At 34.9% G+C, this 12377-nt stretch carries 13 protein-coding genes and 2 pseudogenes; 6 read left to right on the forward strand and 9 right to left on the reverse strand.

Going from position 1 to position 12377, the window contains the following annotated elements:
• Positions 1-77: 77 nt before the first annotated feature.
• Both J7I90_RS28040 and J7I90_RS28045 read left to right on the forward strand, forming a co-directional pair.
• Positions 78-216 (forward strand): annotated as a pseudogene (locus J7I90_RS28040) (DUF3900 domain-containing protein); the annotation flags it as partial.
• A 13-nt stretch (positions 217-229) separates the two neighbouring features.
• Positions 230-454: a DUF3898 domain-containing protein gene (locus J7I90_RS28045; RefSeq protein ID WP_396020407.1), complete on the forward strand. Its 225-nt coding sequence runs from the start codon at positions 230-232 to the stop codon at positions 452-454.
• Here J7I90_RS28045 and J7I90_RS05545 read toward each other — a convergent pair.
• Entirely contained in the window at positions 387-875 is a 489-nt protein-coding gene (locus tag J7I90_RS05545) for a GIY-YIG nuclease family protein (protein WP_214768924.1), read from the reverse strand. The two genes, J7I90_RS28045 and J7I90_RS05545, sit on opposite strands and share 68 nt — an antisense overlap.
• 717 nt (positions 876-1592) lie before the next feature.
• Positions 1593-2993, reverse strand: coding sequence for a reverse transcriptase domain-containing protein (locus tag J7I90_RS05550; RefSeq protein ID WP_214768927.1), 1401 nt, complete (start codon positions 2991-2993; stop codon positions 1593-1595).
• Between the two features lie 146 nt (positions 2994-3139).
• Between J7I90_RS05550 and J7I90_RS05555 the strand changes: the two genes are divergently transcribed.
• On the forward strand, positions 3140-3283 hold the full coding sequence (locus tag J7I90_RS05555) for a hypothetical protein (protein ID WP_214768930.1): 144 nt from the start codon (positions 3140-3142) through the stop codon (positions 3281-3283).
• Positions 3284-3362: 79 nt separating this feature from the next.
• Here J7I90_RS05555 and J7I90_RS05560 read toward each other — a convergent pair.
• From J7I90_RS05560 to J7I90_RS05575, 4 genes and pseudogenes are all read right to left on the reverse strand, one after another.
• Positions 3363-3565: pseudogene (locus J7I90_RS05560) on the reverse strand (recombinase family protein); the annotation flags it as partial.
• A gap of 70 nt (positions 3566-3635) precedes the next feature.
• The gene (locus tag J7I90_RS05565; protein ID WP_214768934.1) at positions 3636-4316 is read right to left on the reverse strand and encodes a hypothetical protein; all 681 of its coding nucleotides are present in this window, start codon (positions 4314-4316) and stop codon (positions 3636-3638) included.
• A gap of 523 nt (positions 4317-4839) precedes the next feature.
• The gene (locus tag J7I90_RS05570) at positions 4840-5967 is read right to left on the reverse strand and encodes an Ig-like domain-containing protein (protein ID WP_214768937.1); all 1128 of its coding nucleotides are present in this window, start codon (positions 5965-5967) and stop codon (positions 4840-4842) included.
• 370 nt (positions 5968-6337) lie between these two features.
• Positions 6338-6901: a recombinase family protein gene (locus J7I90_RS05575; RefSeq protein ID WP_214768940.1), complete on the reverse strand. Its 564-nt coding sequence runs from the start codon at positions 6899-6901 to the stop codon at positions 6338-6340.
• A gap of 564 nt (positions 6902-7465) precedes the next feature.
• On the opposite strand from J7I90_RS05575, the gene J7I90_RS05580 reads away from it, so the two are divergent.
• A complete protein-coding gene (locus J7I90_RS05580; RefSeq protein ID WP_214768943.1) occupies positions 7466-7648 on the forward strand; it encodes a hypothetical protein in 183 nt (60 codons plus the stop codon).
• Positions 7649-7672: 24 nt separating this feature from the next.
• Here the strand turns inward: J7I90_RS05580 and J7I90_RS05585 are convergent, their stop codons facing one another.
• The 3 genes from J7I90_RS05585 to J7I90_RS05595 form a co-directional block, all read right to left on the reverse strand.
• The gene (locus J7I90_RS05585) at positions 7673-7837 is read right to left on the reverse strand and encodes a hypothetical protein (RefSeq protein WP_214768947.1); all 165 of its coding nucleotides are present in this window, start codon (positions 7835-7837) and stop codon (positions 7673-7675) included.
• A 5-nt stretch (positions 7838-7842) separates the two neighbouring features.
• Entirely contained in the window at positions 7843-8907 is a 1065-nt protein-coding gene (locus J7I90_RS05590; RefSeq protein ID WP_214768950.1) for a hypothetical protein, read from the reverse strand.
• Between the two features lie 577 nt (positions 8908-9484).
• Positions 9485-10621: a hypothetical protein gene (locus J7I90_RS05595; protein ID WP_214768953.1), complete on the reverse strand. Its 1137-nt coding sequence runs from the start codon at positions 10619-10621 to the stop codon at positions 9485-9487.
• A gap of 218 nt (positions 10622-10839) precedes the next feature.
• On the opposite strand from J7I90_RS05595, the gene J7I90_RS05600 reads away from it, so the two are divergent.
• Positions 10840-11001 carry a hypothetical protein gene (locus tag J7I90_RS05600; RefSeq protein ID WP_214768956.1) on the forward strand — a complete coding sequence of 54 codons (162 nt, stop codon included), beginning with the start codon at positions 10840-10842 and terminating at the stop codon, positions 10999-11001.
• Positions 11002-11587: 586 nt separating this feature from the next.
• Positions 11588-12319 (forward strand): M48 family metallopeptidase, encoded by a 732-nt coding sequence (locus J7I90_RS05605; protein WP_214768959.1) that lies wholly within the window; start codon positions 11588-11590, stop codon positions 12317-12319.
• The last annotated feature ends 58 nt before the right edge of the window (positions 12320-12377 follow it).

Genomic DNA, 12377 nt, shown 5'->3' on the forward strand with positions numbered 1-12377 from the left:
CCCTTAGTTGTATTTTACCTAATTCTATAAGAATTTAATAGGACTACAATCCATGCTTAAAAACAATTCTTATTAACAATAACCGTTCAATCCCCTACATACCCGAAGAAGGATTGTGGAAGTTGGAGAACTAAAAATTCATTACGCTTCTCATGCTCGTTTCTTCGAAGACTTCTTGAAAATGTTGAATATGGTGAATCGATACCTGAGATTATTTCATTGAAGTAAAGTGAAAGGGAAATATGTATTGTTAATAGAGGATGACTCCGTTCAATTTGAAAAAGGTGTCTCTCCGATTGAATTTTATAAGCATGTCATTAAGGTCTACATCATGTTTCTGCATAGGCAGTATATATTTCCTCTATCACAGCACAAAAAGCCAAGCGTTAATCAATTATCTTTCTTTTTTCTTCTTCCAAATATATGTCGCACCCGTCATAGTCCTTCACTATAGTTACATTTTCTATTGCATCAGTCTTGAACGCAGAGCGATTATTTTTGCTAGGATTACATATAAGTTGCATATACCCTTCTAAAAACTTCTTAGCGTCACCAATAGGATTGCCAATCAGATTGCCATCTTCATCGTGGTAGTCGAGTATGTAAAATCTTATCAAATGAACTTCTTTGGGAAAGTAGTAGCTAAGAAATTTGTCCATCGTATGCTCCAACATTCTCCTTCTAAAGTCTCCACATTTGCCTACGTATAAGCAGTTGAGGTCTTTATCGTAGAAAACGTAGACTCCACCCTTACCCTTGGGAACATCTCGGATAGGCAAACCATCATATATAACATATTGCTTATATTGCTCGTCATATCTACGCCTTTTCCATTCATTATGCCTTCTTACCCATTCCTCGTGGCTATAACTCAACTTCCAACCCCCTAACCTTATGTAAGACTTTCATAGCATTAAAATGTCTACTAACAATAAATCTCTTGTTAAACTCTGGCAACAAAGCGTCAATGAGCATTTTTTCTTACCTAGTTTGTTGGTTTTGTGATCTAGCCTTCTGCTTCGACTGAAAGTGATTACTCTACCTTTTCTATTTCATCCTTGTAATCAAGCATTGGAGATACCTATTATACCTTTTGTATGGGCAAAAAAAGTCAAGCATATTCACTCGCTCCCTTATTTTTCATCATAAAGTTCCTCTAGCAACACCTCTTTATCAATGCTAACATGTCAATTGGTGTAACCATTTCCCCTAAACAAATTCCCATTTACATAGTGTTTAAAAGCACGAAAAGACATCCATTTATCGAATGCCTTTTACCTATGCCTCTTGTTTTTTATTATGTAGGAGGTAACTCTCTCCTTATCTTTATAAAATCGATATTTCATTAAGCAAGTAAAGGAGCGTTCTAACAATAAGTATTGGATTTTGGGAGTCAATATAAGTGCGGGTTTCTCGGGGATAACAATTATTTGTAATGTGTGGATTAACCCTTTAGCTTTGTATCATAGAAGGTGGGCGCATAATATGGAAATATCCCCCCACCTCTTGAATCGTCCATCTAATTCTAAGGATTTTCTCATATTTCGAAAAGTGTTCAATAACTCGAGTATTAGACATTTCTTTAGACGCTACTACCCTTTACGTAATTTACCTTGAATTTTACTCCAGTGCTTTCTCACCTGATTTTTAATTAAAACCCGAACTGGTAGTTCAATCATTTTCTCATGCGCATCTTGGGCATACGATATGAAATTACCATATCCTTTATAATCATAGCCTAGATGAGTATAAAGCTTATATAACTTCCATCGGTAAGTTTTAATACCCCTAACTTTGGTCCTTTTTCTAGATATCATTGCCTTTCTATATGCACGGCTATAGTATTTAAATACACTCTTCTCACGAATTTTTATCGTCTCACCATCTAATAAGAAACCAAGATAATCAATTTTGTCGAGCTTATTTTCCAGTGTCTTTATTCGTCCATTTTCATAGATGCGTATCTCGGTTTTCTCTTCTTGGACCTTTAAATCATCGTATTCTTTTATAATCTCATATACTTCATCTACCAAGGCATTAACATTCGTTTTGTTGTCTTTTGCCAAAGGAATAACAATAATTAGGTCGTCACAGTATCTTCTATATAAAGCACCCTTACTTTCAGCCCATTTCTTTAGGCTCGCATCAAATTTAATAAGATGAACATTGGAACAAACAGCACTCATACCTGACCCTTGAGGAATTCCATAATTCTCCTCATGTGACTCAATACGGTATTTTTTGAACTCTCTAAACTCAGAAGGATTCATAATTCGTTTTAGAGTTCCTTGCTTTTTCAACTTCTTCAACTGCTTTTCCCCATATTTACTAATTAAGTATTCATCTATTGCTGCCTTATCGATGTAACTGAAATTAGTAATACTCTTAAACACTTTATAAAAATCCAAAGGTAACTTATCAACACCTAATACTGTTTTAATATTCTCTTTCAAAACCTTATGATTAATAGTATCGAAAAACTTTGTGAAATCTAGAGCTATAATTACAGCATTATCCTGTTGAAGGATAAACTTAAACACTTCTTTTGCAAAGTCGATATTATTTTCACCTGACTTATTATTCCTATATGCGATAGCAATTTCATCAATACCCTTCTGTATTGCATATTCATTGTAGGCATCATTTAATCGCTCACCATAGTACTTGTATATATAACTATCTAAATGCGAAGCATAGTATATCATTCTTTCCTTAGGCTTTTTAAACTTGAAGAACTTCTGATCTTTACATAATCTCAGATCTTTTGAAGTAACATCTGGCTTTACCGTATACTTATTTAACTTAATCTTATAATGAATGAATGGCAAAAAAGCATGTCCCGCAACCCAGTCTTGATCCTGAATTTTTTGGTAAACATGCTCCATTTTTATTCTTTTATCAAAATGAAGATATCCTTTAGAGCGGTATCTCTTCATGTCTATTTGTGAAGAGCTGGGGAGATTATGTAATCGTAGCCTATTACTCTGATCCATCAGAAAACCTCCCTAGCATACACTTTCTCGCCTGAAAGATAATAAGGTGTTTAGGGTATTAGTCTATAATAATACCTTTCACATCAAAATCACCTGACAGTAAGGCTAACTTGTTTCCACTTATACGGTACAATCTAATTAAACAAATGATTGTCTATTTGATTGTGGAAGGATTGGATATTATGCTCATTGACTTACTGATCGACGTCTTGGCGACTCTAGTCGTAAAGCTAATTCTTAACATTGCCGAAGTTGACAATGCCAAACCTTCTCCTCTTATCACCAGTTAGATAAGACAATTAGATTATACCAAAATACTCCAATTAATTCAATTCAAAACTTTTAATATACTCAAAATTACCTCTGAATCTAAGTTATAAGTTTAGCTTGTTGCTCATTCTTCCTGCGAATGAACGTCTTTTAGTAATGACTGTCATTGCTTCTACTTCCTTGTATGTATGAGTCTCAAGCCATTTCAAGGCATGTTCTACTTGTTGCTTGGAGTGATTTCTTGGTCTACCTTCACGGAAGTCATCCCGCAGTTTAGCAAGTGCCTTGCCCTCCTGAGATAATAGCACCAGAACACTGTCTCATTAACTGCTCACCCGCTTTCATCGTAGAGACATCACCCCAATGAGCCTTTCAAAGCGTTTTAGGGGTGTCTTTCTCCATATCTGTTTTCACATAATCAACTAACATTGTCGATAACTCAATTTCATTTTCACTATAGTGTAAACTGCATTGTTTAAGCTTTTCATTCGTTTCTCTTACAATGAGTCTGACAATCCTGTTTATTAAATCCACCTCTTGAATTTGGAAATTTTCTAACTTCTCCGATTCAATCGTTTCGTCTGTATAGAATTTATGTACATATCTATAAGCTACTGCTAGCTTTAACAATTCCTGTGAAGCAAAAATACCCTTATCAATAATCATGTTTGATAGCTGTTCTTTATTGAATTCTGTTATAACATCAGAAAAATTAATTGTTTCTCTTTTTATTTGACCTCCAACTAAACCTAAAACAGTTTTTGTCTTGGTTTTTGCTACTTCAATAAAAGGAAACTCATCATATGGTTTATCATCAAAATGCTCAAATCTTCTTAAAAATTCCGATTGAGCCACGATCGCATATGATGGAATATAAAGCTCTTTTAATTGTTCAAACGAAAAATCACGTTTAAAGGTCTTTACGCTACCAAACCAATCGAGCTTATTTTTCAAGTAATGAAATAATACATTAGCAAAGAAAGTTATAATACCAGTTGCAAGGGCAGTGATAATCGCCATATAAATCAATTGTTCAAAACTTAGTTTTGCCATACTTCATCTCCAATTCTCTTTCATTACTTATTCTCCACTGATTATTTTTTTCCTTTTTTCCTTTCGTGTGGATGCACCTACCTAGCACCCCTTCTGAAAACAGCACCTGTGATGAAGTGGTAATCACCCCCCCCCCACACACACGCCTTTTATAGCTTCCTAATAGATTGCAAATATGAATATGAATTAGTTGCGATTCGACTCAGAACCGCAAAAATGGCATTCCAAGCTATTTTAGATTCCATAAAAAGAAAAATCCATATGGACTGTCCTCTGTTGCATGGTTATAATTACTTCATCAAATTTGAATCGAATGTTTTACCAATGATACTTGCTTCGAATTGTGTAACCCTGCTTAATCCAACGACCTTAAGGAAAAAGGTTTATGAAAGAGATGTGAACGCATCTCTTTTTTTAATCTGTCTCAATTTCTTAATATAACACCGTTAACATCTGCCAGAAATTTGTCTCCTTTTATAAACAAAAAGCCGAGATATGAAATCCCGACTCTTTCTCATTGAACTTAATGTTTTACAACTTTAGTAGTTGCCTTTGAACTAGTATTCCCTGCCTTATCCTTTGCAGTTATTGAAAGTGTAGTTCCTTTTTTCTGTGCTTTAATCTTGACTGAGTAGTTACCCTTAGACGTTGCTTTTGCTGAACCAAGGGATTTACTTCCTACCTTCACAGTTACAGTTGAATTTGCTTCTGCTTTTCCAGTTACAACTTTATCATTGTCATCTACTTTTTTTACTGTTGGCTTGCTTGGTGCGACAACGTCCACAACAGTTACCGATGCACTTGAACTCACATTCCCTGCACTATCTTTAGCTGTGATCGTCAATTTAGTTCCTGCTTTTTGAACAGCTATTTTAATAGAGAATGTTCCTTTTGATGTTGCCTTTGCAGAACCTAACACTTTGCTTCCATTTTTAACAGTAACCGTAGAACTAGCCTCTGCTTTTCCTGTTACTACTTTGTCGTTATTATCAACCTTATAAACAGTTGGCTTAGATGGTTTAACATCATCTACAAATGCAGTTGCGATAGCATACATGTCATCACTTGTATTATTATCAATATCGTATTCATTATCTCGGTCGTAAACACCTACATAGTATGTGCCTTTTTTAACATCATAACCTCTATATTCAACGCCATCTTCATATTCGCTACCTAGATATTTTAAGTTACTATTTTCAACATAGTCTTTTTGTACTGCTGCAAATCCTAGATCAATAGCATATGAGGATGCTGTTCCTGCTACAAGCAAAAATCCATCACTAGGAACGACCACTTTAGAAAAATCCACATCATACAAAGGAAGTAATCTTCCAATTGTTGGTTTTATGTATGACGAGTTATCTGCTGTAGCAAAGTCGTTATTGTACTCAACCTCAAAAATATAGTCATCATCACTCATTTTACTATAACCCTTGCCTGACTTTGATTGTGAACCTTTTACTTCTTTTTCAAGTTGATTAAACGTTTTAGAATCCACTAAACCTTTTTTAAGTGGTTTTTCCACTTGACGTTCAATAGCTTTCCTGGCTAATCCGTTCTCGTTTCCTTCAGCCTTCACAGCACCTACAGACAATGATGAAGCAAATAGACCTACAGCAACCAATGACAAAATACCTTTATTACGCACGTTTTTTCCCCCTAAATTCGTTATTAAGAACTAATCAATACTTTTACAATACTAATACATTAGTACCAGATTTGCCATAAGTTTCTTTATCTATATTTTGACAAAAAATGCATGACAAAAACCGAGGAATAGTCCTCGGCTCTATCATCAATACCTATTTCTCAAATATGCCACTCGTACAGAACTTTTTCTTCTAGAAGAAGATATTTAAGCGGTTGGATTAAATATTCGTGACGTGTGGATACACCTACTATTGTAATTATCCTATAGATGCGGGGTTTATAATGTGGGAAATCCCCCCCATTAGCTTTCGAGTATAATTAATTACCCTACCCATAAAAAAGAAAGAGACTCCCTTCTGGAAGTCCCTTTAAATAGTCACCTGTTGATGCTCTTTAATTAATTTGTCTAGTGTTGGTCTTGATACACCTAATTCCTTTGCAAGCTGAGACTTCGATAGTTCTCGAATGATATATCTTTGATATTGCTTGTCGAAGTCTGGAATCGATACTTCTTTTCGCCCTTTGTACTTTCCTGCTGCTTTAGCTATAGCAATACCTTCACGTTGTCTTTCAAGCATATTTTCACGTTCAAAATCATTAATTGCACTAATCATCTTTAACATAAGTCTACCAGTTGCAGTCGAGGTATCAATATTCTCTTTAATGGATACTAATTGAATTCCTTTTGATTCTAATAGTTCGACTAGTTCTAACAAGTCTTTTGTAGATCGTGCTAATCTTGAGAAGTCTGCAACGTAGATTGTATCTCCTTCTCTTGCAAAATCTAACATCTCTTGTAGCTTAGGTCTATCTATATTCTTAGCTGAAACCTTTTCTTGATACACCTTATCTATGTTGTACTGCTTCATTGCTTGTACTTGTCTTGCTTCGTTCTGTTCAACTGTTGATACTCTAATATATGCTATGTTCAAGTTCATCGTTCCTCCATATGTATCTGATGAATCAAAGATAGCACACTGTAAAAATAGATTCAAGGACTCAATTTACATTTTGTAAAGTAAATCTAATTAATATTCTAAATTTACAATATTGTAATGCTTATTGATTGTAAACTTAAGGCACGATCTATTTTTACACCGACTCGCAACCAAGCTAATTAAAGACAGATATAATATCTTTTTTCGTAACCCTGATGAGAGATTACACCTTTCTATAGATGATCATTGTCGAACAACAACTGTTAATTACTATATGTTTAATCCTACTGTACAAAATAACACTTATTATTTCACTCGTGTCTGGAAACTTACCTAATACGTGTTTATGAAGGATGCATCCTGAACGTCAAGGGTTGCTTGTTTGAATCGTCCAAATGTCTCCCCTCACTAAAGCGTATGAATGGCAAGCTTGTCACATTGCATAATTTATTCGATAAATTTTGGACAGGATTAAAGGATTTTTTAAATAGCTATCATAGTATGTATCAGAGCAGGGTATACATAAAGTAATAGGTGGATGCAGAAGGGGTGTTTATTATGGAAATTTACCCATTGGCATTAAGAAAGAAAAGAGGAAACTACGATGAACCTTCATATCTCACACGAGAAATCAAAAAATTAAACGAAGGCTATGAAAAGCTCTTTAATGACTTAGATGCATTAAAAAAACACCTTGATTATATGGATAACAAGTACATGAAAAAAGACGAAGGAAAATGAAAATACCTTCGTCTTTTTTCTTTATTATCGGGCATGAACAACTTTATTGATTTCCTTTTTGTATTGGTCTAGGAGTTTACGGTTTTCTTCCTGTCTTTCACGTCTGACTCTCTCAAAAACACTATTACTTATTGCACTATCGTTTGTCCGCTTTTTTCTTCCGTCCACTTTTACGACCATACGTCCCATACAAATCAGCCCCTTTTCTTTTTACTTGTGTTATACCCGAACAACTTAAAGGCTGTTGATACTACATCCGCAAGTCTATCTATATTTATTTTACCTGAAGATGTCTGAGGATTCAATGCATGTCTATTCCGTTCATTCACAATAACAGTATAGACATAAATCTCTTCGTTCAATTCGTTGACAAAAGAAATTGTCGATTTGTTGTCCGCTTCCCAATCATAATCAGATTTTAAAATTTTAACAAACGACCGAGTTTTCATTTCTTCCTCATCTAAATCCACTGTTTTAGGAAAATTATTGTTTCCAGTAGGTGGATGCTCTAAGACCAGTTTATCTTCTTCTAAGTGATAAATCGCATAACGCCCTGCCAAATCCATAGCATTAAATGTCAATGTACCTTCTGTTTTTCGTTTAATCTTGTCCAACATTTTTTCAGACAAGCCATTCACGAATTCGATTTCCTGTTCAGCTTCGGCAGGCAACCTTACTGAATCGTTAGCCATCTTTTTCAGATCCTTTTGAAGGTTTAATATCATGTCATCTTTCTTTTCGTTGTCTTTGTCCCATTCCTTCATCAGTTCAAATGCTTGCTTAAAACGAAATACATTACCGTTAATTAGGTATTGTGCAAATATTTCATATTCTCTGCGATGATTAGCATAGGCACGAAAGTGAAAAAACTCTTCCTTACTTTCATCTGTCATATCGAAAAGTGCTTTTACCCCAAGAATATAGTAAATTAACAAACAGATGATTACAAAAAATGTGGCTGTTAGAAAAGAAAAACCTAAAATTACATTCAATTTAAAAAACCATACAATAACGCTCACTGGCAACGCATAAACAATGGCTCTCCAGCTGAACCATTCTTTAAAGATTGTATATCCTTTTTTCCATCGTTTTCTTTTTAAGTCAATTTGAAAATGTTCTTCATTATCACCGACCTTTGGTATCGCCTCTCTGATTGACTTTATGTAAGGATCAAGCTTATCAGATGCCACTTCTAAATTTTCTAGTGCGAGTACTTTTTTATCTGCTATTTCCCCCAAAACCATTAACCTACTTTCCATTCTTGTCTAAACTCATTATATCAAGCTATTAGTCGAAAATTCATCATTTATTAGAAAATATTAGGTGGGATGTTAAATTCAGCTAAATCAATTGAAATCTAATATAAAGAATATGTTCGCTGTCAAAGGGAAGTGGATTAAAGATTCTGAAGGAAATGATGATTTATAAGTTACTTATCGTCCTAAGGGTCTAATGCCAGATGTTGATTACGAAATAAGGAAAAATGGTTTTACAACTATCGAGATAGGTAATTGGGTTAAAGATGCTATACAAAAAATCTCGGCATAGTAATATGTCGAGATTTTTTATTATTGCCTAGTTACGGGAAGGTATTTGCATACTGAATGGTCTGAAGCTAGTTATTAAGCCTCCCGTTTTAGTGTAATAACAAGGAAACGAATGATGGCAGCTCCTGTACTTCACAATCAACATAACTTGTAGCAAACAATAAAAGAAGGGTTTTATTAGTTTGTGTAAGTCGATGTTATAAGTTCTGACTACTTGTTCAATCGTCTGATCCAATATACAAAAAAGAGAGCCTCAATTATGAGACTCCTTCAAAGTGTTGTAATTGCTTTATACTTTTAACTTATACAAATCGAATAGCTGCCCCATCCGCTCCATATACAGATTCTTCAAGTGCAACCTCTTAACACCTAGGTCATATCCTGCAATGATATCCTCAAGTTCTTGCTGTGTGTAAAAGTATCTAATTAGTTCTTCATCTTCTGCTGTGGAAAACCCAACTTTCATTTCCTTGTATTCCTTTAGCTTCTGTTTGTGGCGTTTCTCTACCTTCTTCATGAAATTGGCTTTACGTTTAAGCACATAGGTAGCTTCATTATGATTTATGAACAGGTCTTTATTATTCACATAGGCTTCTAATGCTTCGGCACAATACGTTTCAAGATATCGCTGCACTGCTTTACTTGTACCCTTCAATATCACAGCGTATTCTTTCCAGTAATACTTAATGCCTAGGACATTGCCAAACTCATCTTTTACTTCTGCTAATGCTTGTTTCCATTCGAGCTTAAAGTTTTTAACCTTTTTAGCATTACGATGTGCAGTTAGATTGAATTCAACAACATTATGCTTCTCCATCAGATCCCGTCTAGTATTTTGAATTTTCTTCATTATCTCGGGGTTTATACTGATCTTTCCTTCTTTACTATACCCAATCCAGTTCTCATAGAAAGAGATGATACCACATTTTTTCATATGCTCTAAGGTCTTAACCAATTGCCCATATATATCAAGGCAGTGAAGTGTAAACTCATCTAATAGCTTCGTTTGGTCTTCTTCAAGAAGACCATTCTCAATAGTCAAATCAATATGCTTTTGACGTATAGTACTGCTGTGTCTAGAACTTAATAAGTCAGATTCAAGTTCTGTAATTAGTCCGAATTCAACTGCCCATTTTCCTAAACTCATACTGGCTTGTTTCGTCATATCGTATTCTAAGTGAGTTGCTACAATTATGTTCATTGGGATTCTATGTTCAACTTGTTCTCTACCGCTTCTTACACGACCGTCTTTCCTCATAACCTTTTCATCAAGCTTCGTACATACGTATATGTTACTCCTACCTTGCTTAACGATTTCTACTACATATTCCTGCTCAGCTGTTTTAAAAATAGATTCTCTAGTTCTTGATCCTAGTTTACCGTCCTTTTTGAACTTAGCCTTTTGCGTCTTCGATCCAAATTTCATTACAAATTCTTCTGTTGTTAATGTCACTATATTTTCCTGCTTTCAATTAGAGGACTGTTTATGACAGCCATTTTTACTCCCTCCTTACATAAATTAGTTAGGTTTTTACAAATAAGTAGACCCTTTAATATAGTGTGCAAGTTTTGTCGTAATATATTAATACTATCTAGATTTATATTATGTCAAAAGATGCACGCTTTTAATAACCTTTAAAACCCATGTTATTACTTGTGTTAAATGGGATTGAATACTCATTTATAGGTATGAGCATGATAGGGTCGTCACCTTTAGGTGGCGAAGTGACCGAAGGGAGCGTCCCAAACAACGACCGTAAGGGAGGCGTAGCAGTGAGCGAAGCGAATGCCTTTTATTCAAGCTGATTCCCAGATCTGTTTCCAAAGCTACCAAAGTATTCATTAACTTGGGATAGCAACCCTTATTGCATTTCATACTCATACTTCTATTATACCAAACCCAGAATTGCTGTTTTTCATGGATTTCCCCATAAAAACCTTATGAAATCTCCACAAATGCCTACCAAGAACTTTTCATAGGTAATTTATAACATTCAATTACCGAAATTACTTTAACTCTGATACCTTAAGCATAGTCTTGTGCAATCATATTCTTCGAGATTCCTCTTATAAATACTAAGGGACAAGTTGTTTTGGTTAGATTAAAAACACTGTATATCCGCCTCGTATCGAGGATTTTCAATGAAGCATATTCATGTGGATTGAGGTACTTATATGATTTGAACAAATGGAACAGGTATGAAATGTGGAAAACTACTCCCCTCCTTCTTTCAAAGACTATATGATATAATCACATCTTTCCAGACCTCTCATTACATTCCGCTGTCAAATAACATGATATATACACAACGCCTAGCAGAACTAACATTACCAGTTGCAACGACACACTCATGTCCGTAAAATGATGATATACAATGGAAGGAGTTCTATCATGCCGACTTTCCAATATGGAACTACAGCTATTGAGTATGACATCGAATATGCCGACGATAAAAAAGACGTATCTATTATTGTTGAATGGATGGATGGCATTCGGCTCATCGCCCCTATAGGAATTACTGATAAGCAAGTTACAGAAATCATACAAAAAAAAGCCCCCACTATCCTTCAGAAACTTAAAGAGGTAAATGAGATAACTGAACCACCTTTGGTAAAAGAATTTGTAAGCGGCGAAAAGTTTACATATTTAGGACGGAATTACCGCTTGAAGGTATATAGGGAAGAGGGTTTACAGAAAGCAAAGTTATCCTTTACAAGAGGAAGATTTATCGCAACTTTACCAGACAAAATAGCAGAAAGTGAAAAGAAACAACAAATGCAAGAGTTATTCAAAACATGGTATCTTGAACAAGGTAAAAAGAAGTTGCAATCACGTATAGACATGTACTGTGCTAAGATGGGTGTTACACCTAAACATGTACAACTGAAGGAGCAAAAAATGCGCTGGGGTTCTTGCACTCCTGAAGGAAACATCTATTTAAATTTTCGGATTATCATGACACCGATGCCCATTATAGACTACGTACTAGTACATGAATTAGCACATTTGAAGTATATGAATCATAGTAAGGAATATTGGAATTTTGTTCGATCTATCCTACCCGATTACGAACAACGTAAAGAATGGCTACGGATAAATGGACCTACTTTAACATTTGAATAGAAAAAAGCCATCCACGAGGGATGGCTTACTTTTTAGACATGGTATCTACTTCATAATG

The organism is Bacillus sp. ISL-57 (assembly GCF_018613135.1).
In the GTDB taxonomy this organism is placed as follows: Bacteria; Bacillota; Bacilli; order Bacillales; family DSM-1321; genus Peribacillus; species Peribacillus frigoritolerans.